The following is a 25,921-nucleotide window of genomic DNA, read 5'->3' as shown; positions in this document are numbered from 1 at the left end:
CCGCCCGCCAGGGCAGCAGAAGGCGCCCGGAACCGATCGGTTCCGGGCGCCTTTCCCGTATCCCGGAAACCGGGCGCGCAGGTGGCTCGGGTCAATGGGCCGACGTGCTCGGTTCCCTGGGCCGCAGGAGCCCCGTGGACGGACGGACCGGTCGGGTCCGTCGTCCACGGGGCTCCTCCGGGGCCACGGCGAGGGGCGTCAGCCGTGGGCCTTGGGGTCTTCGCCGGTCTTCTTGTCGAGGTTCGGCTTCTTGTCGAGGCTCGACGCCTCGGACTCCGTACGCGCCTTCGGGACGGCCGAGACCGTACCCGGCTCCTCGGGGTAGTGGCAGGCCGTCAGATGCCCGTCCCTGCTGCCGCTGATCTGCACCAGCGGCGGCGCCTCGCTCGCGCACATGTCCGTCGCCTTCCAGCAGCGGGTGCGGAAGCGGCAGCCCGACGGCGGGTTGACCGGGGACGGCACGTCGCCCGTCAGCCGGATGCGGTCGCGGGCCGGCACGTCGTCGGCGGTGGCCTCGGGGACGGCGGAGAGCAGCGCCCTGGTGTACGGGTGGCGCGGGTTGCCGTACAGGTCGTCGCGGTCGGCGATCTCCACGATCCGGCCCAGGTACATGACGGCGACGCGCTGCGAGAAGTGGCGCACGATCGCCAGGTCGTGGGCGATGAAGAGGAACGCGATGCCCAGTTCCTTCTGCAGCTTCTGCAGCAGGTTCACCACCTGGGCCTGGATCGACACGTCCAGCGCCGAGACCGGCTCGTCGGCCACGATCAGCTTCGGCTCCAGGGCCAGCGCGCGGGCCACCCCGATGCGCTGGCGCTGGCCGCCGGAGAACTCGTGCGGGAAGCGGTTGTAGTGCTCCGGGTTGAGCCCGACGATCTCCAGGAGCTCGCGGACCCGGGCCTCCCGGCCGCCGGCCGGGTTGACGTCGTTGATCTCCATCGGGGCCGTGATGATCTTGCCGACGGTCTGGCGCGGGTTCAGCGACGCGTACGGGTCCTGGAAGATCATCTGGATCTCGGACCGGATCGGGGCCAGCTGCTTGCGCGAGGCGTGGCTGATGTCCTGCCCGCGGTAGGTGATCCGGCCGCCGGTCGGCTCCAGCAGCCGGGTGATCAGCCGGCCCGTCGTCGACTTGCCGCAGCCGGACTCACCGACCAGGCCGAGGCTCTCGCCAGGGGCGACCGAGAAGTCCAGTCCGTCCACGGCCTGGACCGCGCCGATCGTCCGACGGATCGGAAAGCCGCCCTTGATCGGGAAGTGCTTGGTGAGTCCGGAGACGTCAAGGAGGGGATCGGTGCTGCTCATAGGAGGGAAGTCCCGTCTCTTGTACGTCAGTTGGTCCGGGCGCCGGCGAAGTCCGCGAAGAACTCCACGCGCTGTTCGGGCGTCAGGTGGCAGGCGGCCCCGCGACCGGCGGTCAGCTCCAGCGGAGGCTGCTCGGTCGAGCAGCGGTTGCCGCCGACCCGCTCGGTGAACGAGCACCGCGGGTGGAAGCGGCAGCCGGTCGGCGGGTTGAGGAGGCTGGGCGGCGATCCGGGGATCGGCGACAGCGGTACGTCCACCGGCCCCTCCAGGGTCGGCATCGACCCCAGCAGGCCCCAGGTGTACGGGTGCTGGGGCGCCCGCAGCACCTCCTTCTTCGTGCCGCGCTCCACGCACCGGCCGCCGTACATCACCAGCACGTCGTCCGCGATGTCGGCGATGACGCCGAGGTCGTGGGTGATGAAGATGATGGAGGTGCCGGTCTCCTGCTGGAGGTCCTTGAGCAGGTCCATGATCTGGGCCTGCACGGTGACGTCCAGGGCCGTCGTCGGCTCGTCCGCCACCAGCAGCGCGGGGTTGCACACCAGCGCCATGGCGATCATCGCGCGCTGGCGCATACCGCCGGAGAACTGGTGCGGGTAGTCGTCGACGCGCAGGTTCGGCTGCGGGATGCCGACCTTGGTGAGCATCTCCACGGCCCGCGCCCGCGCCTCGCGCTTGGACGCCCCGGTGTGCTTGCGGTACGTCTCACCGATCTGCTTGCCGATGGTGTGGTACGGCGAGAGGGAGGCCAGCGCGTCCTGGAAGATCATGGCCATCTTGTTGCCGCGCAGACGCTCCAGCTCCCGCTCGGAGGCGGCCAGCAGGTCCTGCCCGTCGAGCAGGATCTCGCCCTCGATCTCGGTGTGGTCCGGGTGGTGCAGACCGAGGATCGAGAGGTTGGTGACGGACTTGCCGGAGCCGGACTCACCGACGATGCCGAGGGTCTTGCCGTGCTCGACGTCGAAGGACAGCCCGTCGACGGCCTTGACCATGCCGTCTTCGGTGGAGAAGTGCACGCGCAGATCGCGTACGGAGAGGAAGGGGGTGCTCACTGGATCTCTCCCTAGGCGAGGCGGACGCGTGGGTCGATGAGGGCGTAGACGGCGTCCACGACGATGTTGAGGAGCACGATCGCGACCGCGGCCACCATCATCACGCCGAGGAGCGTGGGGAGGTCGTTGGTCGACACGGCCTTGACCGAGAGGGTGCCGATGCCCTGGAGGCTGAAGACCTTCTCCGTGATGATCGCGCCGCCGAGGAGCACACCGAGGTCCAGGCCGAAGATGGTGACGATGGGCCCCATGGCCCCGCGCCAGGCGAATCTGAAGAACACCGTCCGCCGGGAGAGGCCCTTGGCGCGTGCCGTCCGGACGTAGTCCTCGCTCAGCGACTCCACCAGCTGGGAGCGGGACATACGGGTGTAGTTGGCCGTGAAGATGACGGAGAGGACCAGCCAGGGCAGCAGGAGCCCCGAGAACCAGGCACCGGGGTTGTCGGTCAGCGGCGTGTAGCTGGGCCGGTCCAGCAGGTGCCACTGGTCGGTGAGGAAGTACATGGCCAGCACACCGACGATGTAGATCTGCATCGAGGAGGCGACCAGCGAGGCGGAGGACGCGACCTTGTCGAGCGGCTTGCCCTGCTTGACGGCCGCGAGCATGCCGGCGCCGACACCGAAGATGACGAACACGAAGGCGCTGCCGACGGAGAGCGAGAGGGTGGTCGGGAAGCGGTCGATGATCGTGCCGAAGACGGGCTCGCGGTTGATGAACGAGTACCCCAGGCAGGGGGCCGGACAGTGCCCGTAGGACGCGTAGTCACGCCCGACGAAGATCCCTTGCAGCCAGTGCCAGTACTGCACCGGTATCGGGTCGGCGATCCCCAGGTTGTGCCGCACCAGCGCGAGTGTCTCAGGTGTGCAGACCTTGCCGCAGGCCACCCGGGCGGGGTCGCGCGGGGCGGCGTAGAAGAGGTAGAAGACCAGGGCGCTGATGATCAGCAGGATGACCGCGGCGCCGAGAGTACGGCGGAGAAGAAAGCGCAGCATGGCAGTGGGTTTTCCTGACGGATGCCGAGGGGGAGGAGGGGCGCGGGCGGCTCTCGGACCGAGAGCCGCCCGCGCCCCGGGGGGCCGTTCGTCAGGCCTTGACGTACGTCTTGTAGAGCAGCGTCGCGGAGAACTGCGGGTCCATCATGGCGCCGCCGACCTTGGAGCCGAACAGGTAGAAGCGGCGCTGGAAGGTCTCCGGGATGACCGGGACGACCTCGTCCATGATCTTCTTGTCCAGCGCGGTCCAGGCGTCGCCGGCCTTCTTCTGGTCGGCGATGACGACGTTCTTCTTGATGGCCGCGTCGATCCAGTCGACCTTGACCTGGGAGACGTTGTTCTGGCCGTTGCCGACGTTGGCGCTGTCGAAGAGCGGCTGGATCATCGTGTAGGCCGTCGGCCAGTCCGGGGACCAGCCGAACCACATGACGTCGAAGCTGTTGTCGACCTGCTGGATCTGGTCGTAGTACGAGGTCGAGTCGACGGGCTTGATGACCGGCTTGAAGCCCGCGGCCTTGAGCGCGTTCTCGACGACGACGGCCGTCTTGTCGTAGGTGGGGCTCTGCGGGTAGGTGTAGACGATCTTCTGGCCGAGCTTGCCGGCCTTCTTGAGGATCGCCTTGGCCGCCTCGGCGTCACCCTTGGGCGTCTTCAGCTTGCCGTAGAAGTCGAACTCCTTGCGGCCCAGGATGTCGGGGCTGAGGATGGTGGTCGCGTAGTCGCCCGCGGACGGTCCGCCGTAGATCTTGCGGATCTGCTCCAGCGGCCAGGCGGTGTTGAGCGCCTTGCGCACCTCGACGTCCGTGATGCGCTTGCAGTTGATCGCGTAGTAGTACGTGCCGGTGAGCAGGCCGTTGAAGGTGCGCTTCTTCAGCTCGGGATCGGTGAGCACCTTCTGCATGCGCTCGGCCGGCACGGCCTTGTAGATGGAGACCATCTGCTGGTCCTTGCCCTGGTCCGCGATGAAGCGGTCCGCGGACTCCAGCGAGGTGGGCCCGAACTCGAACTCGAAGGTGTCCGGGTAGGCGTTGCGGATCGGGTCCGTCGCCGGGTCCCAGTGCTTGTTGCGCGTCAGCGTCATCGACTTGTCGATGGTGCGGTGCTTGACGATGTACGGACCGCAGGAGACGGGCTGCTTGTCGTATTTCTCCTTGGTGTCCAGCTTCACCGGCGTGGCCGCGTAGGAACTCATGGCCAGGGTGAAGTTGAAGTCCGGGCGGGGCTCGGCCAGCTTGAAGGTGATCGTCTTCTTGGCCTTGTCGATGACCAGCGAGTCGAGGTGCTTGCCCTTGTACGGACCCTCGTAGCCCTTGCGCCAGTCGCCCTTGCCGGTGAGCGCCTGCTGCACGTAGGCGGCGCCCTCGGTGATGAACGGCGCCCAGGCCCGCTCGATGCCGTGGCGGACGTCCTCGACGGTCAGCTCGCTGCCGTCCTGCCACTTGAGACCGTCCTTCAGCGTGAAGGTCCAGGTCTTGTTGTCGGCGGACGGCGTGCCGACGTCGGTGGCCAGGTCGCCGACGAGGGTCATCGCGCCCTTGTCGTCGATCTTGTAGCCGGTGAGGCTGCGGGCGAACATCAGGGCGCCGCTGGAGTTGAACGCGAAGTAGATCCGCTGCGGGTCGAGGTGGGAGAAGTCGTCCTCGGAGACGCCGTAGATCGTCCCGCCCTTCTTGGCGCCGGGGATCTCCGGGGCGGGGCCCTGCGAGTCCTCCTTGGTGCCGATCTTGACGGTGGCAGCGGTGTACTCGGTGGCGCCGGCGTCCGGTGATCCCTTGCCACCGCCGCCGCCCGAGTCGCCGCTGCTGCACGCGGAGAGGACGAGCGAGCCGCCTGCCGCGACGGAGGTGGCGATGACGAAGTTTCTGCGGGAGAGAGACATGGCAACCTGCCCTGGTCGGTGAGGAGTCGAATGATCCGGCGGAGCCCCGTCGCTCCGGTCCGGGGGCGGAACTGTCAGCGCTTGGTCTTCGGGTCGAGAGCGTCTCGGACCGAGTCGCCGAGGAGGTTGAAGGCGAGGACGAAGACCACCATCGAGACTCCCGGGAAGAGCATGAAGGTGATGTCGTCCTGATAGACGTCGGCGCCGCGTTGGAGCATCACGCCCCAGTCGGGTGTCTTCGCGGTCAGTCCGACCCCGAGGAACGCGAGTCCGGCTTCGGCGCTCACGAACATGGGGAGAGCGAGGGTCGCCTGGATCAGGATCGGTGTCCACAGGTTGGGCAGCAGTTCCTTGAAGATGATCCGTGCCGGCGAGGCCCCGGTCACCTTGGCCGCCTCGACGAACTCCCTTTCACGCAGGGCGAGAACCTCGCCGCGCAGCAGGCGGGCGATGGACGCCCAGCCGAAGGCCGTCATCACCAGGATGAGGCTCGTGACGGTGAGCCAGACGGGAGTGGCCTCCTCGGGGGAGACCAGGATCGAGATGAGCACCGGCCAGAACGCGATGAAGAACAGCGTCGAGGGAAAGGCCAGCAGGATGTCGATGACCCGGCCGATGAAGTAGTCGGTCTTCCCGCCCAGGTAGCCGGCGGTCACGCCGATCACGATGCCGAGGAGGGTCACCAGGAGCGTTGTCACGCCCGCGATGAACAGCGAGTTGCGGATGCCGTAGGTGAGGAACGTGAAGAGGTCACGGCCCAGTTGCGGCTCGATGCCGAACCAGAAGTCGCCGCTGATACCGCCGTTGGGCTTGATGGGAAAGCCGAAGTCGTTGAGCAGGCCGTCCTGGTTCTGCCCGTAAGTGGTGTACGGGTCCTTGCCGTAGACCTTGGAGATCAGCGGCGCGCAGATGGCCACCAGGAAGAAGAAGATGACCACATAGGCCGAAATAACGCCGGACCGGTCGCGTTTGAAGCGCCGCCAGGCCAGTTTGCCCGGGGAGCGCCCGGCGCCACCCTTCAGTGCCGAAGGGTCCGGCGTCTTCTGCGGATTCGCGTTGGCCGCCTCAAGAGGGGCTGCTGCGTTCGAAGTTGGAATCGTCATGGTGCTCCTGGCCCGGAGGGTCGAAGGACTCCGCAGGGCACACCTACGGGCTACCCGGACTTTTTCAACGCAATTCATGCAGGGTCAATGAATGTCGGACCGGCTTGAGCCGCTCTTTGGAAGCTTGACTCGAGCATGACCAATTTTAGGGCGTGTCTTTACTGTTTATTTACCTGTTCCAGGGGCGATTCCCTGGTGAATCGTCGAAATTCCGTCAATGAGTCCGATATCCGGGCGGCCGTGTCTCGGAATTCGTGCATCCGGTCGGAGGGGTGCCGGGTTGATGCCCGTTCGTTGCGCTGCCGTTATCGCTCCGCCGCCCGTCAGGCCGCCTCGACCCCCTCTGCGGGTATGGCATGCGCCTGCCAAGAGCGTCCGTTCCGCGCGCCGCTGTCGCATCCGGGTGACGTCCGCCGTGCCCGGATGGCGGGAGTAAATATGCGCAAGGTCAGGTATGAGGTGATATTTGACCTCAAGTAAGAGGGAGCACTACGAGGAGGCAGTCCATGCGCGGAGCCACACAGGTCAAGTGGGCCGCATGCGCGGTCGCCGTCGCTCTGGCGGCGACAGCCTGCGGTGGAGGGGGCGGCGGTGGCGGTGGCGGCGGCGCCAATGGGATTGTGAGTTCTTCGTGGGGTGACCCGCAGAACCCGCTGGAGCCGGCCAACACCAACGAGGTGCAGGGCGGCAAGGTCCTCGACATGATCTTCCGGGGGCTCAAGAAGTACGACCCGAAGACCGGCGAGGCCACCAACATGCTCGCCGAGAAGATCGACTCCAAGGACAACCAGAACTTCACGGTCACCGTGAAGGACGGCTGGACCTTCAGCAACGGCGAGAAGATCACCGCGAAGTCGTTCGTGGATGCCTGGAACTACGGTGCCCTGCTGAAGAACAACCAGAAGAACGCCTACTTCTTCGGTTACATCGACGGATACGACAAGGTCCACCCCGCGACCGGCACGGCCTCCGCGGCCACGCTCTCCGGCCTCAAGCTGGTGAACGACAGGACCTTCACGGTCAAGCTGTCGCAGAAGTTCTCCCTCTGGCCCGACACCCTCGGCTATCCCGCCTTCGCCCCGTTGCCCACGACCTTTTTCAGCGACCACGCCGCCTGGGTGTCCAAGCCGGTCGGCAACGGCCCGTACACCATCGACAAGTACACCAAGGGCTCCTCCATGAGCCTGCGCACGTGGGACAAGTACCCCGGTGGCGACAAGGCGCAGAACGGCGGCATCGACCTCAAGGTCTACACCGACAACAACACCGCCTACACCGACCTGACGGCCGGAAACCTCGACCTCGTCGACGACGTGCCCGCCTCGCAGCTCAAGAACGTCAAGGCCGACCTCGGCGACCGCTACATCAACACCCCGGCCGGCATCATCCAGACCCTCGCCTTCCCCTTCTACGACAAGGCGTGGGACACCCCCGGCGGGATCAAGGTCCGTCAGGGCCTGTCGATGGCGATCAACCGCGAGCAGATCACCGACCAGATCTTCCAGAAGACCCGCACCCCGGCCTCCGACTGGACCTCCCCCGTCCTCGGCGCCGAAGGCGGCTTCAAGAAGGGCCTGTGCGGCAAGGAGTGCACGTACGACGCGGCCGAGGCCAAGAAGATGGTCCAGGACGGCGGCGGCATCCCCGGCGGCCAGCTCAAGATCTCGTACAACGCGGACACCGGCTCGCACAAGGAGTGGGTCGACGCCGTCTGCAACAGCATCAACAAGGTGCTGGGCAACAACAAGGCCTGTGTGGGCGCCCCGATCGGCACCTTCGCCGACTTCCGCAGCCAGGTCTCGCAGCAGAAGCTGCACGGCGCCTGGCGCGCGGGCTGGCAGATGGACTACCCGCTGATCCAGAACTTCCTGCAGCCCGTCTACTACACCAACGCCTCCTCCAATGACGGCAAGTGGAACAACAAGCAGTTCGACGACCTGGTCAACAAGGCCAACGCGGAGGCCGACAAGGCCAAGGCGGTCTCCACGTTCCAGGACGCGGAGAAGGTCATGGTCGCGCAGATGCCCGTCATCCCGCTCTGGTACCAGAACGGCAGTGCCGGCTACTCGGACAGGGTCAGCAACGTGGCGCTGAACCAGTTCAGCGTCCCGGTGTACGAGCAGATCAAGGTCAAGTGACCGGCTGAGGCCGGGTGGCCGGTGCGGGGAGCGCACCGGCCACCCGGCCTCGCCCGTCCCCGGCACCCGATGACTCCTCAGCCACCCCGAGACCCCCGGAGCCCTTCATGGGACGTTATGTGATCCGGCGGCTGCTGCAGATGATCCCGGTCTTCTTCGGCACCACGCTGTTGATCTTCCTCATGGTGAACGTGATGGGTGACCCCATCGCGGGTCTCTGCGGCGACCGCCAGTGCGATCCGGCGACCGCCGCCCAACTGCGTTCGGAATTCGGTCTCGACAAGCCGGTCTGGCAGCAATACCTCACCTACATGGGCAACGTCTTCACCGGCGACTTCGGCACCGCGTTCAACGGGCAGAAGGTCACCGAGCTGATGGCCACGGCCTTCCCCATCACCATCCGCCTCACCATCGTGGCGCTCGTCTTCGAGATCGTCATCGGAATCAGCCTCGGTGTCGTGACCGGCCTGCGCCGCGGCCGCCCCGTCGACACCTCCGTGCTGATCCTGACCCTGGTCGTCATCTCCATTCCGACCTTCGTCACCGGTCTGCTGCTCCAGCTGCTGCTCGGCGTGGAATGGGGCGTCATCAAACCGTCGGTCTCCTCGGAGGCCCCGTTCAACGAGCTGATCATCCCGGGGCTCGTGGTCGCCTCCGTGTCACTGGCCTACGTCACCCGGCTCACCCGGACCTCGATCGCGGAGAACGCCCGCGCCGACTACGTCCGTACGGCGGTCGCCAAGGGCCTGCCCAGGCGCCGGGTGATCGTGCGGCACCTGCTGCGCAACTCGCTGATCCCCGTCGTCACCTTCATCGGTACGGACGTGGGCGCCCTGATGGGCGGGGCGATCGTCACGGAGCGGATCTTCAACATCCATGGCGTCGGCTACCAGCTCTACCAGGGCATCCTGCGCCAGAACTCGCAGACCGTCGTCGGGTTCGTCACCGTCCTGGTCCTGGTCTTCCTGGCGGCGAACCTGATCGTCGACCTGCTGTACGCCGTACTCGACCCGAGGATCCGCTATGCCTGAGCAGACACCGGACGAGGCGATCTCGTCGGCCGGAGCGGGCGGAACGATGGACCTCGCACTCGAAGAGGGCACCACCCTCGAGAAGACCCCCGGCGGCCCCGGCGGAACGGGCCCGGGGACCAAACCGCAGAGCCTGTGGTCCGACGCCTGGCACGACCTGCGCCGCAACCCGGTCTTCATCATCTCCGCGCTGATCATCCTCTTCCTGGTGGTCATCTCGATCTGGCCGCAGCTCATCGCCTCCGGTGACCCGCTCGACTGCAACCTGGACAAGGCGCAGCAGGGCTCCCAGCCGGGCCACCCCTTCGGGTTCGACGGCCAGGGCTGCGACGTCTACACCCGCGTCGTGTACGGCGCCCGCAACTCGGTGACCGTGGGCATCTGCTCCACCATCGGCGTCTCGCTGATCGGCAGCATCCTGGGCGGCTTCGCCGGTTTCTTCGGTGGCTGGTGGGACGCGGTCCTCTCCCGCCTCACCGACGTCTTCTTCGGCATCCCGGTCGTCCTCGGCGGCCTGGTCTTCCTCTCCGTGGTGACCAGCACCACCGTCTGGCCGGTGATCGGCTTCATCGTGCTGCTGGGCTGGCCGCAGATCGCCCGCATCGCCCGCGGCTCCGTCATCACCGCCAAGCACAACGACTACGTGCAGGCGGCCCGCGCGCTCGGCGCCTCCAACGGGCGCATGATGCTCCGCCACATCGCACCCAACGCCATCGCCCCGGTGATCGTCGTCGCCACCATCGCGCTCGGCACGTACATCTCCCTGGAGGCGACCCTGTCGTTCCTCGGCGTCGGCCTGAAGCCACCCGCCGTCTCCTGGGGCATCGACATCTCCGCCGCGTCCCAGTACATCCGCAACGCCCCGCACATGCTCCTCTGGCCGGCCGGTGCGCTGGCGGTCACCGTGCTCGCGTTCATCATGCTCGGCGACGCGGTGCGCGACGCCCTCGACCCCAAGCTGCGCTGAGGAGTCCGCTGCCATGTTGCTCGAAGTGCGCGATCTGCACGTGGAGTTCCACACCCGGGAAGGCGTCGCCAAGGCCGTCAACGGGGTCAACTACTCGGTGTCCGAGGGGGAGACGCTCGCCGTGCTCGGCGAGTCCGGCTCCGGCAAGTCGGTCACCGCACAGGCGATCATGGGGATTCTCGACATGCCGCCGGGAAAGATCAGCGGCGGCGAGATCCTCTTCAAGGGCCGCGATCTGCTGAAGCTCAAGAAGGAGGAGCGCCGGAAGATCCGCGGCCAGGAGATGGCCATGATCTTCCAGGACGCGCTCTCCTCCCTCAACCCCGTGCTGACGGTGGGCGAGCAGCTCGGCGAGATGTTCGTGGTCCACCGGGGCCTGTCCCGCAAGGACGCGAAGGCCAAGGCCGTGGAGCTGATGGACCGGGTGCGGATCCCGGCCGCCAAGGAACGGGTCGGCAACTACCCGCACCAGTTCTCCGGCGGTATGCGCCAGCGCATCATGATCGCCATGGCGCTGGCCCTGGAGCCCTCGCTGATCATCGCGGACGAGCCCACCACCGCCCTCGACGTCACCGTCCAGGCCCAGGTGATGGACCTGCTCGCGGAGCTCCAGCGCGAACTGAACATGGGGCTGATCCTGATCACCCACGACCTGGGTGTCGTCGCCGACGTCGCGGACAAGATCGCCGTGATGTACGCGGGCCGGATCGTCGAGACGTCACCGGTCCACGAGATCTACAAGGCGCCCGCGCATCCGTACACCAAGGGCCTGCTCCGCTCGATCCCGCGCCTGGACCAGAAGGGCCAGGAGCTGTACGCGATCAAGGGGCTGCCGCCCAACCTGCTGCACATCCCGCGCGGCTGCGCCTTCAACCCGCGCTGCCCGATGGCCCAGGCCGTCTGCCGCAAGGACGTACCGCCGCTGTTCGACGTGGCCGAGAACCGTCAGAGCGCCTGCTACTTCTGGAAGGAGACGCTCGATGCACACTGACCACTCGGGGCGCAGGGGAGCGCGCCAGGAGGGCGAGGTGGCACGCGCCCTGCTGGCCAAGTCACGGGAGACGAGCGCCCAGGCGGGCAAGGAACCGATCCTGGAGGTGCGCGACCTCGTCAAGCACTACCCGCTGACCCGGGGCATCGTGATCAAGAAGCAGATCGGGGCCGTGCGGGCGGTCGACGGGGTCTCCTTCGACCTGGCGGCGGGCGAGACCCTCGGCATCGTGGGGGAGTCCGGCTGCGGGAAGTCGACCGTCGCCCGGCTGCTCGTGCACCTGGAGGATCCGACGGCCGGAATGATCCGGTACAAGGGCGAGGACATCACCAAGCTCTCCGGCCGCGCCCTGAAGGCCGTGCGCCGCAATATCCAGATGGTGTTCCAGGACCCGTACACCTCGCTGAACCCGCGTATGACGGTGGGTGACATCATCGGGGAGCCGTACGAGATCCACCCCGAGGTGGCCCCCAAGGGTGACCGCCGGCGCAAGGTGCAGGACCTGCTCGACGTCGTCGGTCTCAACCCGGAGTACATCAACCGCTATCCGCACCAGTTCTCCGGCGGACAGCGCCAGCGCATCGGCATCGCCCGCGGCCTCGCGCTCAACCCCGAGATCATCGTCGCCGACGAACCGGTATCGGCGCTCGACGTCTCCGTCCAGGCGCAGGTCGTCAACCTGCTGGACCGGCTCCAGTCGGAGTTCAGCCTCAGCTACGTCTTCATCGCGCACGACCTGTCGATCGTGCGGCACATCTCCGACCGGGTCGGGGTGATGTACCTGGGCCGGTTCGCCGAGATCGGCACGGACGAGGAGATCTACGAGCACCCCACGCACCCGTACACCCAGGCGCTGCTCTCCGCCGTGCCGGTGCCGGACCCGATGGCGCGCGAGTACCGCGAGCGGATCATCCTGCACGGTGACGTGCCGTCGCCCGCCAACCCGCCCTCCGGCTGCCGCTTCCGCACCCGCTGCTGGAAGGCGCAGGAGCGGTGCGAGCTGGAGGTTCCGCTGCTGGCCGTCCCGGCGGTCTTCCGGGAGACGGACACCCCGGCCCGGCACGATTCGGCCTGCCACTTCGCGGAGGAGAAGCGCGTGGTGCCTCCGGAGGGCACGCTGGGGCCGGTGCAGGAGGAGGGCGGGCCCGGTCCGGACGTGGAGAAGGTGGACAAGGAGGCCCGCAGGCCGCCGTCGTCGGAGCCCCCGAGCGCCCCGAGCCAGGACGACGGGCCGTCGTCGGAGCGCGGTGACGACGGGCCGCCGCCCGCCGGCAGCAGCCGGGTCAGCTGACCCGGCGAGCCGTTAACGCACGGGCAACTCGTCCGTCTCACGTCCGATATACGGACCCGTCAGCATGGACGACGTACGGCCGTGCGGGTGCCGTGGACCGGCCGGGGGCCGTCAAGTCCCCCGGCCGGTCGCCCGGCGGGACCGCGCGGTCGCGGCCCTCTTGTCGGGAGGGCGGGTGCGGTGGAGTATCGCTCGGGTGATACTCACGCGGGGAGCAAGAGTCACCGGCGCCGTCCTCTGCGGCGTGCTCGCGGTGATCGTCGCGAGCTGGCTCGTACGGGACATCAGGGCGGTGGAGTCCGACGAGCTGTGGCGGTACTGGGCCGGGTTCTACGGCACCCGCCCGCACGCGATGCCCGCGACCACGGCCATGGATGTCGCCCTGTTCGTGGTGTACGTGGTCGCCGCCGTCGCCGCGCTGCGCTCCTCGGTCGCCGCCGCGGTGCTCGTCACCACCGGAGTGGTCACCCTTGCCGTCAGGCTGCCCGGACTCTGGAACATCGGCAGCCGGGTGATGGAGTCGTCGTTCTCGGACGACCTGCGCACCCGGGCGCTGATCTGTGCCTTCGCGGGCCTCGCGGCGGGTATCGCGCTCCTCATCACCGCCGGGGCGGGGCGCCGTCCGCCGGCCGGTTCCTACGAGCAGCTGCCCACCCGGCCAGGACCGGGCGCCTCGGTCACCGCGTTCCTGCTGCTGTGCGCGGCCGGAGCGGTACTGATCGCCTGGGAGGTCCGCCAGATCACCAGGTACCAGTCGGAGTTCTTCCCCGACTGGTACCTGGGCGGTGACCATCTCGGCTACGGGGTGATCGATCCGCCGCCGGGCTGGGCTTCCGTGCTGACGGCCCTGCTCTGCGTGTTCGCGGGGGTGAGCGCCCTCTTCCACGCCGTGCACTCAAGGCCGTTCGGTCTGCTGGCCGCCGCGCTGCTGCTGCCCGGCGGGGTGCTGGGCGTGGTCCGGGCCGTGCACTACGACCTGCTCGACCACCTCGGTTCGCTGCCGACCGAGTCGCAGCTCATGCTGGTCAGCTGGCTCTTCGAGGCGTTCGTCGCCGTGGTGGTGCTGATCGCGCTGGCCCCCAGGGGCTTCGCCGACGTCCCGGGCCCGTACGGACCGGGGTACGGGTCCGGCTACGGGCAGCCGGGATACGGAACACCCGGGTACGGCCCCGAAGCGCACCCCGGACAGGACGCCGGCCCGTACCCGGGGCAGCAGCCGCCCGCCCCGGGATACGGATACCCGCAGGGCGGCGGCTTCGGACCGCCCCCGCCGCCCTCCCAGCCGCCGCCCGGCTGGTAGGGGACCCTCAGGCTGCCGGGCTCGCCAGCGACCGCTTCAGGAAGTCCACCTGGAGCAGCAGCAGGTTCTCCGCCACCTTCTCCTGCGGGGTCATGTGGGTCACCCCGCTCAGCGGCAGCACCTCGTGCGGCCGCCCCGCGGCGAGCAGCGCCGACGACAGCCGCAGCGTGTGCGCGACCACCACGTTGTCGTCCGCGAGACCGTGGACGATCAGCATCGGCCGCACCTGTTCGGCGGCGTGCGACAGGCCCTCGTCGGTGACCAGCGAGTTGTACGCGTACACCTCGGGCTGGGTCGCCGGGTCGCCCAGGTAGCGCTCCGTGTAGTGGGTGTCGTAGAGCCGCTGATCGGTCACCGGGGCGCCCACGACGGCCGCGTGGAACACATCGGGCCGCCGCAGCACGGCCATGCCCGCCAGGTACCCGCCGTACGACCAGCCGCGGATGGCCACCCGGTCCAGGTCCAGCGGGAACCGCTCGGCGAGCGCGTGCAGCGCCTCGACCTGGTCGTCGAGGGTGAGGGTCAGGTTGTTCTTGACCGCCTTCTCCCAGCCGGGTGAACGGCCCGGGGTGCCCCGGCCGTCCGCGACGACCACGGCGAATCCCTGGTCCGCGAACCATTGCGAGGTGAGATGCGTGTTGTGGGTGGCGACCACCCGGCGGCCGTGCGGCCCGCCGTACGGATCCATCAGAACCGGAAGCGGACCATCCGATTCCTTGTAGCCGGTGGGGAGCAGCACGGCGCACGGAATTCGCCGTGCGCCCCCTTCGGTGAGCTGCGCCCGGACGGACAGAACCGGCTGCTCCGCGTGGTTCGCGACGGTGGCGATCCGCTTCCCGTTCCGGAGCACCTGGGCGGTCGTTCCGGGCCGGTCCGGAGAGGTGGAGACCAGCACCGACACCCCGCCGGCCCGGACCGCGGAATGCACGCCCGCGCCCTCCGAGACCCGCTCCACGCCCAGCTCGTTGACCCGGTAGACATGGCTCTCGCCGATGTCCGGCACGGCCGCCCGCTCACCCGCCGACGCCGTCACCAGGATGTCCGAATCGCCGATGTCCAGGACCGCCTGGACCTGCAACTGCGCCCCGGTCAGCAGCCGGTCGCCGACCGCGAGGACCCGCGCCCCGCCCTCGTCCGCGATCCGCACGAGCCGCCCGTCCGGCGCCCAGGCCGGCACCCCCGGGAACAGGTCCAGCCAGACCGGGTCCTCGTCGACGTGCACCGTCCGGGTCGTGCCGGTCTCCGGGTCCACCGCGAGATGGAGCTGGCTCTGCTGGTCACGGGCCTGCACGAGTAGCAGCGGCGCCCCGTCCGACGACCAGTGCACCCGCGCCAGATACGGGAACCGGTTCCGGTCCCACACCACTTCGGTGCGCTCCCCGGCCAGGTTCACGACGAAGAGCCGCACCACGGCGTTGGGCGTCCCGGCCGCCGGGTACGCGACCTCGGCGGGCTTGCGCTCCGGGTGCGCGGGATCGGCGATCCACCACCGCTGCACCGGGCTGTCGTCGACCCGGGCGACGAGCAGCCGGTCCGACTCCGGCGACCACCAGAAGCCCCGCGAGCGCTGCATCTCCTCGGCCGCGATGAACTCCGCGAGGCCGTAACCGACCTGTGCGTCCTCCGGCTCCGCGAGCGCCCTGTCCTCCTCGCCCCCGGCCCCCACGACGCGCAGCGCCCCCTTGGACACGTATGCGATGTGTCGCCCGTCCGGGGAGGGGCGGGGATCGATCACCGGGCCGGGCACGGGCAGCGCGCGCGCCGTGCCCGCCCGCAGGTCGGCGACGTACACCTTCCCGGAGAGCGCGAACGCCGCCAACTCGGCCGCGGCGTCCACCGCGTAGCCCACGATCCCCGACGACCCCTCGCGGCTCCGCTCGCGCCGGGCCCGCTCCTGCACCGACAGCCGCTCCGCCGAACCGCCCAGCAGCACCGCGGGATCGGCCACCACCCGCTCCTGCGGGGTGCCGTCGCCGCCCAGGTCCAGCACCCAGAGCCGGCCCGTCCGGTCGGTGCCCGACCCCGAGCGAAGGAAGATCACCCGCTCACCATCGGGTGACACGGTGAACGCGCGTGGTGCGCCCAGGGTGAAGCGCATCGTCCGGGCCAACTGGAGGGGAAAGGTGATCTCTGACGAAGTCATGTGCCGAACCTATCGGCCGCCCCCTGTCCGTGCGCCCCTCGTGCTGCTGTGCCCCGATCAATGCCCTGCCACGGATAGTTATGATCCGTAGCGCTCGGTGGGTATGAACCTGCTGGCTCCATGCGTGCTGCCCGTCCCGACCGTACTGATGGAGGTGAACCGCCGTGGCACTCTCGATTTCGGCGGTGGTGCTGCTGGCGATCGTCGTCTTCCTGCTGGTCCGGAAGTCCGGACTGAAGGGCGGACATGCGGTGGTCTGCATGCTGCTCGGTTTCTATCTCGCCAGCTCGTCCATCGCGCCCACCATCTCCGAGGTGACGACGAACGTGGCGGGCATGATCGGAGGACTCAAATTCTGAGAGCGGCAACCGTCCGCGGTTCGTCGGCGCCCGGCCTGTGGGCGCCGTCGGCCATCGGGGCCGTCGGCTCGTAGGGTGGTCCCATGACGGACCTTCCTGCCCGGCGTCTGCTCCTGGTGCACGCGCACCCCGACGACGAGTCGATCAACAACGGCGCCACCATGGCCAGGTACGCGGCCGACGGCGCCCTGGTAACCCTGGTGACCTGCACGCTCGGCGAGGAGGGTGAGATCATCCCGCCCGCGCTCGCGCACCTCGCCGCCGACCGGGACGACTCCCTGGGGCCCTGGCGGCAGGGCGAGCTCGCGGCGGCGATGAAGGAGCTGGGGGTCACCGACCACCGCCTCCTCGGCGGCCCCGGCCGGTTCCGCGACTCCGGAATGATGGGCGTCGAGCAGAACCACCGCCCCGGCGCCTTCTGGTCCGCCGACGTGGACGAGGCCGCCGGGTACCTCGTGGAGGTGATCCGCTCGGTCCGCCCCCAGGTCCTGGTCACGTACGACCCCGACGGGGGCTACGGGCACCCCGACCACATCCAGGCGCACCGGGTCGCGACGCGCGCGGCCGAACTGGCCGCCGACCCCGCGTACCGCGCGGGCTCCGGCGCCCCGCACACCATCGCCAAGATCTACTGGAACCGGGTGCCGCGCACGGTCGCCGAGGAAGCCTTCGCGCACCTGCGGGCCACCGCCCCCGACACCTTCCCGGGCATCGCCGCGATCGGCGACGTACCGGGTGTGGCGAACGACACCCTGATCACCACCGAGATCGACGGCACCGACTACGCGGAGGCCAAGGCCGCGGCGATGCGGGCGCACGCCACCCAGATCGCGCTGACCGGCCCCTTCTTCGCCCTGTCGAACGACCTGGGCCAGCCCGTCCTCACCACCGAGTACTACGAGTTGGTGAGCGGCGTCCCGGGCGCCGCTCCGGGGGCGCGGGAAGACGATCTCTTCGCCGGTGTGACGGGAGCGGACCAGTGAGCGGCGGCAGGCAACGGGCCGCGCGGACCAACGCACCTCCGAGGGACATTCCGGCCACCGGTCTGGCCGCTCCCCTCAACCCCCGCCGGATCGCCGCCCTGCTGGGCCTCGCGGTCCTCGGCGCGGTCGTCGGGATCGCTGGAACGCTGGTCCAATCCGCCTGGTTCCCGGGCGGGTTGCTGCTCTCGCTGCTGGCGTCCGCCGGGCTCTTCCACGGTGGCCGCGTCCTCATGGGTACGCAGCCGGGCGCCCTGGCACCCGCCGCGGGGTGGCTGATTTCGGTCATTGTTCTGCTGGGCGGACGCCCGGAAGGCGACTATGTCTTCGGTGATGAACTGGGCCTTGCCCTCTTCATGCTGGGCGGGATGGTCGTCGCTGTGATCTGTGCCACCATGTCGCGGTCACCCCAACCGGGTGCCGACAGCGGCCGGCCTGGCAAGTAATGTGCCACGTCCGATCCCGTAATGCCCCCTGTCCGTCCGGGGGGTGCGCAGTCGTTTCCCCCGGTCGCGGGGTGTCTGTCGGCCGCGGCCAGTAAGGTGGTTCGCGCGCCGAGCCGTCCCCTGCCCTGCGGCACGGGGGAAGTACGGGCGGCGGAGCCAATCGGGAGAACCTGCTTTGAGTCGTGAAACTGACAGTTCGTCCTCCGGGCCCCAGGGCCGCGGGGGAGCCGCGTACCCCTCGGGTACGCCGCCGTACGGATCCCGCCAGTATCCGTCGCTGCACCCTTCGCAGGATGCCCCGGAGGAGACCCCGGAGCGTGCGGATCCGCCCCAGCCCGAAGAGCCGAGGACGGAGACGACGCTGACGACGCGTATCCGGATCAACATCCCCGGCTCGCGTCCGATCCCGCCGGTTGTCATGCGTACGCCCATGAGCGACGCGGACGGCGGCCCGGGCAACGAGCGCACCGGCAACATCCCGCGTCCGGGCCCCTCCGCGTCCAACGGCGCGCAGGGGGCATCCGCCGCACCGGGGCCCGAGGCCAGGGACGGGTCCGCCTCCGCGGCGGAACCCGCTGCCGACAAGCCGGCCAGGGAGAAGAGCGGCAGCGACTGGTTCGCGCCGCGCAAGGCCCCGGCGGGCGGCTCGGCCGACGCGTCCGCGAACGGCGCGACGGGCAAGCCGTCGTCCGGCGGCGGTACGAACGGTGCGGGCTTCTCCGCCACCGGTCCCGGCGGCGGTACGAACGGTGCGGGAGCCGAGCGGGCCACCCCGCCCGCCGGTCCGCGCGCCGATCTGCCGTACTTCTCGGACGGCCCGCAGCGCGCGGGCGAGCCGCTCGCACCCGGCTCCGACGCGTTCGGTGCGGCCGGCCCCGGCGGGCCGCGCTCCACGCCGAACCTCGGTATCCGTACGCCGGGCCCGTCCGGACCCACCACGGGACCGGCCGGCGGCGCCTCCCCGCTCACCCCGGACCTCGACGGACCGGGCCCCTTCGGCTCGGGACCGGGCGGAGCGCAGGCGCCCGGCGGCCCCGGTGGCGTACCGCCGCGGATGTCCGACGACACCGCCGTCCTCACACCGCAGTTCCCGCCCGCCGGACCCGGCTCCGGCTCCGGTGACAACGTCTCGGGTGACACGCTGACCAGCGGCATCCCCGTGGTGCCTTCGGAGCGCCGCCCCTCGGGGCCCCAGTCGCCGTTCCAGGGTCCCGATCTCACCCCGCGGGTCCCGGACAACCCGATGGGCACCGGACCGGCCGGCCCGGGAGGGTTCGCCGCCCAGGCGCCCGAGCCCGCGGCTCGCACCGCCGCTGAGCCCGCCGCGGCGAAGGCCCCGGCGAAGAAGGGCCGTTCGAAGCTGGTCCTGCTCTGCGTGGCCGCCGTCTGCCTGCTAGGGGTCGCGTACGGCGCCGGGCTGCTGATGAACCACTCCGACGTCCCCAAGGGCACCACCGTCCTCGGCGTCGACATCGGCGGCGGCACGAAGGAGGACGGTGTCGAGAAGCTGGACGCCGCTCTGGGCGCACGGGCCAAGACCCCGCTCAAGCTGAGCGTGGACGGCAAGGAGACGCAGCTCGCACCGGACAAGGCCGGACTCGCCCTGGACAGCCAGGCGACCGTGCGCTCCGCGGCGGGAAGCGACTACAACCCGGTCTCCGTCATCGGCTCGCTCTTCGGCGGCAAGCGCGACATCGAGCCGGTGATCCCGGTCGACGAGGAGAAGCTCGTGGGCGCACTGACCGACCTGGCCGGCGCCTCCGGCACGGCCAGCAACGGCACCATCAAGTTCGAGCCGGGCAAGGCCGTCGCCGTACCGGGCAAGGCGGGCAAGGCGCTCGACGCCAACCAGTCGATGGGCTCGGTGCGCGACGCCTACCGCGCCCAGGTGGAGACGGGCAAAGCGGCCACCGTCGAGCTGCCCGTCACCGCTCGCGAGCCCACCATCAGCCAGGCCGAACTGGACCGGGCCATGAAGGCGTTCGCGGAGCCCGCGATGTCCGGTCTGATCACGATCAAGGCCGGACCCAAGCAGATCCAGTTCGGCCCGGCCAAGTCGCTGCCGAAGATCCTCTCGATGGTGCCGGTCGACGGTGGCACCAAGCTCGTCGACCACTACGACAAGAAGGCCATCGACACCCTCTGCGAAGGCGTCTTCGACGGCATCATGATCACCAAGGGCGACGGTACGAAGCACCAGCTCAGCGCCGACGACGTGGCCTTCGCCATGCGGGGCGCGCTGCTGGGCAAGACCCCCGCCGACCGGATCGTCACGATCGATCTCGGCGGCAACGGCTGACACCGGACCGCACCGCACGGCGCCGCCCCCGACCGGATCCCCGGCCGGGGGCGGCGCCGTCCGAGGCTGTCCCCGAGGTCTCCGGCACCCGGCGCCGCCGCGGCCGTCACGCCTACGGCATGACATCTGTCATCCCGGATTCACGACCCGTGACCCTGCCGGGCGCGCCCCCCGCTCCGCCAGGCTGGACCCATGACAACGACAGCCCCCGAGGCCACCGAGGCGAAGACCGCCGTGGTCAGCTTCGACCAGGTCAGCAAGGCATACGGCGACGTACGCGCCGTGGACGGGCTCACTCTCGACCTGCACCCCGGCGAGACCGTGGCGCTGCTCGGGCCCAACGGCGCGGGCAAGTCCTCCGCCCTCGACCTCCTCCTCGGCCTGCGCACCGCCGACTCCGGGACGGTCCGGCTCTTCGGCAGGACCCCGCAGGCGGCCATCGCGGCCGGACGCGTCGGCGCGATGCTGCAGACCGGCGGTCTGATGGAGGAGGTCACGGTCGAGGAGCTGGTCCGGCTCGTCTGCGCTCTGCACCCCAAGCCCTACCCGGTGACCGAGGTGCTGGCGCGGGCCGGTATCGCCTCGATCGCCGGCCGCATGGTCAACAAGCTGTCCGGCGGCCAGGAGCAGCGCGTACGGTTCGCACTCGCCACCGCCGGGGCCAACGACCTGATCGTGCTCGACGAGCCGACCACCGGGATGGACGTCACCGCCCGGAAGGCCTTCTGGGCCACCATGCGCGATCAGGCCGACCAGGGCCGCACCGTCCTGTTCGCCACCCACTACCTCGAAGAGGCCGACGCCATCGCCGACCGCGTCCTGGTCCTGCACAAGGGCCGGATCCTCGCCGACGGCACCGCGGCCGAGATCAAGGCCAGGGCCGGGGCCCGCCGGATCTCCTTCGAGCTGGAGGGCCCGGTCGACGAAGAGGCCCTGCGCGCCCTGCCGTTCCTCTCCACGCTCGACATCAGCGGCCACCGGGTCCGTATCCAGTCGCACAACGCCGACGCGACCGTGCACGCCGTCTACGGCCTCGGCCTCTACCCGCGCGAGCTCGAAGTCGCGGGACTCGGACTGGAGCAGGCCTTCGTCGCCATCACCGAGGCCGAGGAGGCCAGGACCGCATGCTGAATCTCTTCTCGTGGGCCCTGATCAGGCTCGAAGTGACCCGCACCCTGCGGAACAAGAAGTTCATGTTCTTCTCGGTCATCTACCCGTCGGTGCTCTACGTGCTGATCTCCAGCACCCAGAACACCACCGACAAGGTGCCGCACACCGAGCTGACCCTGCAGTCCTTCTTCATGGTCTCGATGGCCTCCTTCGGTGCGCTGACCGCTGTCCTGATGGGCAACAGCGAGCGCATCGCCAAGGAGCGCGAGAAGGGCTGGGTCCGCCAGCTCCGGCTGACCGCGCTGCCCAGCCGCAGCTACGTACTGGCCAAGATCGCCAGCGCCGCGATGGTCACCCTGCCCTGCATCGTGGTCGTCTTCCTCGTCGCCGCGTCCGCCAAGCACGTACGGTTCGACCTCTGGCAGTGGCTGGCCCTGACCGGCCTCATCTGGGCCGGGTCGCTGGTCTTCGCCGCCCTCGGAGTCGCCATCGGCTACATCGCCAGCGGTGACGCGGTCCGCCCGATCACCATGATCATCTACTTTGTGCTGTCGATCCTCGGCGGCCTGTGGATGCCCGCCTCGACCTTCCCGCAGTGGATCCAGAACATCTCCGAATGGCTGCCCACGCACGCGTACGCTGCACTCGGCCAGGCCGTCGAGACGGGCGGCGCGCCGCATGCCAAGGACGTCGCCATCCTCTGCGTCTACTTCCTGCTCTTCGCGGGCGGTGCGGCCTGGCTCTACCGGAAGGACACCCTCAAGGCGTGAACGAGGACGAGATGTCCGTGGGCATCGGGCGCCCGCCGGAGAACCGCAGGCAGGCGGCGGTCAAGGGCCTCTGGGTCGGCGTCTGGCTCGCCTTCATGAGCGCGCCGGTCAAGGACCTCGCCGACGGTGCCCACACCTCGTGGGCGACCGCGCTCGGCACGCTCGGGCTGGTGGTCTTCGTCGGCTGCTACCTGGTCCTGGTCTTCCGCCTGGCCCCGAAGATGCTCAACACGGTCCAGGTCCGGATCGCGCTCGCCTTCCTGAGCGGCCTCGCCGTCACGCTGTCCCTGACACTCGGCCCCCCGTGGCTCGTCCTGTTCGTGTACGTCGCGGTCTCCGCCGGGGCCACCCTGCCGCTGCGGACGGCCCGCTGGATGATCCCCGTCGTCACCGCCGCGCTCGTCGGCATCGGCCTGACCGGGGACCATCCCCGCGAGATCATCACGGCCCTGGTCTTCCCGGCCCTGCTCGGCGGCTTCTCGATGACCGGCATCCGGCAGATGATCCACACCACGATCCAGCTCCGCGAGGCCCGCGCCACCGTCGCCCAGCTCGCCGCCAACGAGGAACGGCTGCGGCTGGCCCGGGATCTGCACGATCTGCTCGGCCACTCCCTCTCGCTGATCACCCTCAAGAGCGAACTGGCCGGGCGGATGCTCCCCGACCACCCGGAGCAGGCGGCCGCGCAGGTCGCGGACATCGAACAGGTCAGCCGCCAGGCCCTGGTGGACGTACGCGGCGCCGTCACCGGCTACCGCCGTCCGACCCTCCCCGGTGAACTGGCCGGTGCCCGCACCGCCCTGGCCGCCGCCGGGATCACCGCCGATGTCCCGGCCGAGCCCCCCGAGGACCTCTCCGAGAAACCGGAGGAGGTGCTCGCCTGGGCGCTCCGGGAAGCCGTCACCAACGTCGTACGCCACAGCGGCGCCCGGAACTGCAAGGTCAGTCTCGCCCCGCGCCAGACCCTGGACGGGCGGATCCTCGAACTCACCGTCGCCGACGACGGCCGCGGCGCCAGCGCTACGACGTTCGGCAACGGCCTCACCGGCATCGCCGAGCGACTCGCCACCGTCGACGGGACGCTGGCCACCCGGGCCGCCAACTCCCGTTCCGGGAAGGGCTTCACCCTCGCCCTCAGCGTGCCGCTCGAATCCGGCCTGGGATCCCGGGAATGATCATGATCAGACTCCTCCTCGCCGAGGACCAGTCCATGGTGCGCGAAGCCCTGGCCGCGCTCCTCGGCCTGGAACCCGACATCGAGGTCGTCGCGCAGGTCGCCCGCGGTGACGAGGTGCTGGCCGCGGCCCGGGAACACGATGTCGACGTGGCGCTCCTGGACATCGAGATGCCCGGTATGACGGGCATCGAGGCGGCGGCCGAGCTGCACCGCGAACTCCCGGACGTCAAGGTCGTCGTCGTCACCACCTTCGGCCGCCCCGGCTACCTCCGCCGCGCGATGGAGTCGGGCGCCGACGCGTTCCTGGTGAAGGACGCCCCGGCCTCCCAGCTCGCCGAAGCGGTACGCAGGGTGCTCACCGGCGAACGCGTCATCGATCCCACCCTCGCGGCCGCCGCCCTCGCCGACGGGGCCAGTCCGCTGACCGACCGGGAGCGCGAGGTGCTGCGCTCGGCGGCGGACGGTTCGACCAACGCGGAGATCGCCGCGGCGCTGCACCTCTCCCAGGGCACGGTCCGCAACTACCTCTCGATGGCGATCCAGAAGATGGCGGCGCGCAATCGGGCCGAGGCGGTTCGGACGGCGCGGGAGAAGGGCTGGCTCTAGCGGGGTGGCGGCGAGGCCGGGGTGGTGCCTCGGAGCCCGCCAGGGACGGTTGTGTCACCCGGTCGGTGACACCAGTCCCGCCTCGTACGCGATGATGACCAGCTGCACCCGGTCCCGCGCGTCGAGTTTGGCGAGCAGCCGGGTCAGATAGGTCTTCGCGGTGGCGACGCTGATGAACAGCCGCTCCGCGATCTCCGCGTTGGACAGCCCGCTGCCGACCAGCACCAGCACCTCGCGCTCCCGTTCGGTGATCGCGGTGAGCGGCCGCTGCGGCGAGGCGGAGGCGGGGCGGCCCGCGAAGTCCTTGATCAGCCGCCGGGTGACGCTCGGCGCGATCAGGGCGTCCCCGGCCGCCACCACCCGGACCGCCGCCAGAATGTCCTCCAGCGCCATGTCCTTGACCAGGAACCCGGCCGCACCGGCGCGCAGCGCGCCGTACACGTAGTCGTCGTCGAACGTCGTCAGGACCAGCACATGCGTGGTACCGGACCCCGCGGTGATCCGTTCGGTGGCCTCGATGCCGTTCAGCCCCGGCATCCGGATGTCCATCACGACGACATCGGGGGCCAGTTGAGCGGTCAGCCGGACCGCCTCGTCGCCCGTTCCCGCCTCGCCCGCCACCTCGATGCCGGGGAGGTCGGCGATGACCATGCGCAGTGCGGCCCGCACCAGCGGCTGGTCGTCGGCGAGCAGCACCCGGATCGGGGCCGGGGCCGTCCCGTCCCGGTCGCTCATGCCGCGTCCTCCTGCGGCACCGGCAGCCGGGCCGTCACCCGGAAGCCGCCCTCCGGGTGCGGGGCGGCGGTGAACTCGCCGTGCAGCAGGGCGACCCGCTCCCGCATCCCGGCCAGCCCGAACCCGGTGTCCGCGGCCTTGCCGGGGCCCCGGCCGCCGTCCGCGACCTCGATGGCGAGCTCCTCGGGGCCGTACTCGACGGACACCCGGCAGGAGCCGGTGGCGGCGTGCCGGACCACGTTGGTCACCGACTCCTGGATGATGCGGAACGCCGACAGGTCGATGTCCGGTGGCAGCGGCCGCCGTTCACCCCGCCACCGCACGTCGACCCGGACCCCGGCCGCGGTCGTGGCCCGCGCCAGCCGGTCGAGGCCGGCGAGCCCCTCCGCCGGGTGCAGCGGCGCCGCCTCCCGCTCCGGCCCCTGGAGCCCCGGCCCGTCCTGGCGCAGCGCGCCGAGCATCCGGCGCAGCCCCGACAGCGTCTCCCGGCCCGCGGTCTCCACGGCGCTCATCGCCTCCCGGGCGGCGTCCGGCTGGGTGTGCACGACCCGGGCGGCCGCACCCGCCTGGAGGGCGATGATGCCGACGCTGTGCGCGACCATGTCGTGCATCTCGCGGGCGATGCGCAGCCGCTCCGCGATGATCGCCTGAGCGGCCGCCTTCGCGGCCAGGCTCTCGTCGTGCTTGCGTGCCTCGTGCACCGAGCGGCCGACCAGCCAGGCGACGACCGCGGTCAGGGCGACGGCCAGCTCGGCCGAGGTACCGACGTTCCACCGGGCCACCACTCGGACGGCCAGGAATCCGATGAGGGTGCCGAGCGCCATGGCCAGGGCGATGTTCCCGGTCCGGCGCGGCCTGGTCGCCGCGACGAAGTACAGCGCGACGTCGGCCGCCAGGAACTGCGCCAGCGGAATCTCGCCCACACTCAGCGAGAGCGTGGCGAGCGCGGCGGCGCCGAGCACCATCGCCAGGGACTTCAGCGGACGCCGCTCCAGCAGGACACAGCCGCGCGCCAGCAGCGCCGCGGCGAGCACCTGCGTCAGCAGACCGTCCCACCGGTAGAAGATGACCCCGGGCAGGACGGACGGCTCCTGCTCGCCGGGCAGCCGGGCACGCATGAGGAAGGTGAAGACCACCCCCGCGTACCAGGCGGCCGCCACCCAGAGACCCGGCGGCACACGCTTGAGCAGGGGCAGGGAGGGCGTCGCGGACATGGGGCGATCGTAGCCACCGCCCCTGGGGCCGGC

At 69.9% G+C, this 25,921-nt stretch carries 22 protein-coding genes; 14 read left to right on the top strand and 8 right to left on the bottom strand.

Translation table 11 applies throughout. From position 1 onward, the window contains the following. Positions 1 to 198: 198 nt before the first annotated feature. The 5 genes from OG322_RS11725 to OG322_RS11705 all read right to left on the bottom strand — a co-directional run bounded on the left by OG322_RS11725 (position 199) and on the right by OG322_RS11705 (position 6,331). Positions 199 to 1,305, bottom strand: a complete 1,107-nt coding sequence (locus OG322_RS11725; protein WP_266411033.1) for an ABC transporter ATP-binding protein — start codon at positions 1,303 to 1,305, stop codon at positions 199 to 201. A 26-nt stretch (positions 1,306 to 1,331) separates the two neighbouring features. After that, positions 1,332 to 2,297 (bottom strand): ABC transporter ATP-binding protein, encoded by a 966-nt coding sequence (locus OG322_RS11720; RefSeq protein ID WP_260146845.1) that lies wholly within the window; start codon positions 2,295 to 2,297, stop codon positions 1,332 to 1,334. A 71-nt stretch (positions 2,298 to 2,368) separates the two neighbouring features. Further along, positions 2,369 to 3,349 carry an ABC transporter permease gene (locus tag OG322_RS11715; protein WP_123461437.1) on the bottom strand — a complete coding sequence of 327 codons (981 nt, stop codon included), beginning with the start codon at positions 3,347 to 3,349 and terminating at the stop codon, positions 2,369 to 2,371. A 91-nt stretch (positions 3,350 to 3,440) separates the two neighbouring features. Continuing rightward, a complete protein-coding gene (locus OG322_RS11710) occupies positions 3,441 to 5,228 on the bottom strand; it encodes an ABC transporter substrate-binding protein (RefSeq protein ID WP_123461438.1) in 1,788 nt (595 codons plus the stop codon). A 74-nt stretch (positions 5,229 to 5,302) separates the two neighbouring features. Continuing rightward, positions 5,303 to 6,331 (bottom strand): ABC transporter permease, encoded by a 1,029-nt coding sequence (locus tag OG322_RS11705; protein ID WP_123461439.1) that lies wholly within the window; start codon positions 6,329 to 6,331, stop codon positions 5,303 to 5,305. 506 nt (positions 6,332 to 6,837) lie between these two features. Between OG322_RS11705 and OG322_RS11700 the strand changes: the two genes are divergently transcribed. The 6 genes from OG322_RS11700 to OG322_RS11675 all read left to right on the top strand — a co-directional run bounded on the left by OG322_RS11700 (position 6,838) and on the right by OG322_RS11675 (position 14,049). Beyond that, on the top strand, positions 6,838 to 8,469 hold the full coding sequence (locus OG322_RS11700) for a peptide ABC transporter substrate-binding protein (protein ID WP_123461440.1): 1,632 nt from the start codon (positions 6,838 to 6,840) through the stop codon (positions 8,467 to 8,469). 107 nt (positions 8,470 to 8,576) lie between these two features. Continuing rightward, positions 8,577 to 9,500 (top strand): ABC transporter permease, encoded by a 924-nt coding sequence (locus OG322_RS11695; RefSeq protein WP_123461441.1) that lies wholly within the window; start codon positions 8,577 to 8,579, stop codon positions 9,498 to 9,500. Next, a complete protein-coding gene (locus OG322_RS11690) occupies positions 9,493 to 10,467 on the top strand; it encodes an ABC transporter permease (RefSeq protein ID WP_123461442.1) in 975 nt (324 codons plus the stop codon). Before OG322_RS11695 ends, OG322_RS11690 begins: the two co-directional genes overlap by 8 nt. Before the next feature lie 13 nt (positions 10,468 to 10,480). Further along, positions 10,481 to 11,458, top strand: coding sequence for an ABC transporter ATP-binding protein (locus OG322_RS11685; protein WP_123461443.1), 978 nt, complete (start codon positions 10,481 to 10,483; stop codon positions 11,456 to 11,458). Further along, positions 11,448 to 12,749 (top strand): ABC transporter ATP-binding protein, encoded by a 1,302-nt coding sequence (locus tag OG322_RS11680; protein ID WP_123461444.1) that lies wholly within the window; start codon positions 11,448 to 11,450, stop codon positions 12,747 to 12,749. Before OG322_RS11685 ends, OG322_RS11680 begins: the two co-directional genes overlap by 11 nt. A 196-nt stretch (positions 12,750 to 12,945) precedes the next feature. Next, entirely contained in the window at positions 12,946 to 14,049 is a 1,104-nt protein-coding gene (locus OG322_RS11675; protein WP_185095387.1) for a hypothetical protein, read from the top strand. Positions 14,050 to 14,056: 7 nt separating this feature from the next. Here OG322_RS11675 and OG322_RS11670 read toward each other — a convergent pair whose 3' ends face one another. After that, positions 14,057 to 16,147: a prolyl oligopeptidase family serine peptidase gene (locus OG322_RS11670; protein ID WP_443066593.1), complete on the bottom strand. Its 2,091-nt coding sequence runs from the start codon at positions 16,145 to 16,147 to the stop codon at positions 14,057 to 14,059. A 209-nt stretch (positions 16,148 to 16,356) separates the two neighbouring features. Here OG322_RS11670 and OG322_RS11665 point away from each other — a divergent pair, with 209 nt between their 5' ends. From OG322_RS11665 to OG322_RS11630, 8 genes are all read left to right on the top strand, one after another. Further along, complete coding sequence (locus OG322_RS11665) at positions 16,357 to 16,551, top strand: hypothetical protein (protein WP_073736631.1); 195 nt, start codon at positions 16,357 to 16,359, stop codon at positions 16,549 to 16,551. 83 nt (positions 16,552 to 16,634) lie between these two features. Continuing rightward, positions 16,635 to 17,534, top strand: a complete 900-nt coding sequence (mshB, locus tag OG322_RS11660) for an N-acetyl-1-D-myo-inositol-2-amino-2-deoxy-alpha-D-glucopyranoside deacetylase (protein ID WP_123461447.1) — start codon at positions 16,635 to 16,637, stop codon at positions 17,532 to 17,534. Next, complete coding sequence (locus tag OG322_RS11655; RefSeq protein WP_124284964.1) at positions 17,531 to 17,977, top strand: DUF6113 family protein; 447 nt, start codon at positions 17,531 to 17,533, stop codon at positions 17,975 to 17,977. The genes mshB and OG322_RS11655 overlap by 4 nt, the downstream gene beginning before the upstream one ends. Before the next feature lie 175 nt (positions 17,978 to 18,152). Beyond that, positions 18,153 to 20,276: a hypothetical protein gene (locus OG322_RS11650; protein ID WP_185095388.1), complete on the top strand. Its 2,124-nt coding sequence runs from the start codon at positions 18,153 to 18,155 to the stop codon at positions 20,274 to 20,276. Positions 20,277 to 20,468: 192 nt separating this feature from the next. Beyond that, positions 20,469 to 21,407 (top strand): ABC transporter ATP-binding protein, encoded by a 939-nt coding sequence (locus OG322_RS11645; protein ID WP_123461450.1) that lies wholly within the window; start codon positions 20,469 to 20,471, stop codon positions 21,405 to 21,407. Beyond that, positions 21,401 to 22,156 (top strand): ABC transporter permease, encoded by a 756-nt coding sequence (locus tag OG322_RS11640; RefSeq protein ID WP_123461451.1) that lies wholly within the window; start codon positions 21,401 to 21,403, stop codon positions 22,154 to 22,156. The genes OG322_RS11645 and OG322_RS11640 overlap by 7 nt, the downstream gene beginning before the upstream one ends. Beyond that, the gene (locus tag OG322_RS11635; protein WP_123461452.1) at positions 22,153 to 23,331 is read left to right on the top strand and encodes a sensor histidine kinase; all 1,179 of its coding nucleotides are present in this window, start codon (positions 22,153 to 22,155) and stop codon (positions 23,329 to 23,331) included. Before OG322_RS11640 ends, OG322_RS11635 begins: the two co-directional genes overlap by 4 nt. Continuing rightward, positions 23,328 to 23,939, top strand: coding sequence for a response regulator transcription factor (locus OG322_RS11630; RefSeq protein ID WP_123461453.1), 612 nt, complete (start codon positions 23,328 to 23,330; stop codon positions 23,937 to 23,939). The genes OG322_RS11635 and OG322_RS11630 overlap by 4 nt, the downstream gene beginning before the upstream one ends. A gap of 54 nt (positions 23,940 to 23,993) precedes the next feature. Here the strand turns inward: OG322_RS11630 and OG322_RS11625 are convergent, their stop codons facing one another. Beyond that, positions 23,994 to 24,674, bottom strand: a complete 681-nt coding sequence (locus tag OG322_RS11625) for a response regulator transcription factor (protein ID WP_329306384.1) — start codon at positions 24,672 to 24,674, stop codon at positions 23,994 to 23,996. Further along, complete coding sequence (locus tag OG322_RS11620) at positions 24,671 to 25,888, bottom strand: sensor histidine kinase (RefSeq protein ID WP_123461455.1); 1,218 nt, start codon at positions 25,886 to 25,888, stop codon at positions 24,671 to 24,673. Before OG322_RS11620 ends, OG322_RS11625 begins: the two co-directional genes overlap by 4 nt. Positions 25,889 to 25,921 lie beyond the last annotated feature (33 nt).

The organism is Streptomyces sp. NBC_01260 (assembly GCF_036226405.1).
Classification (GTDB): domain Bacteria; phylum Actinomycetota; class Actinomycetes; order Streptomycetales; family Streptomycetaceae; genus Streptomyces; species Streptomyces laculatispora.
This window is presented reverse-complemented; position numbering and strand designations above follow the sequence as displayed.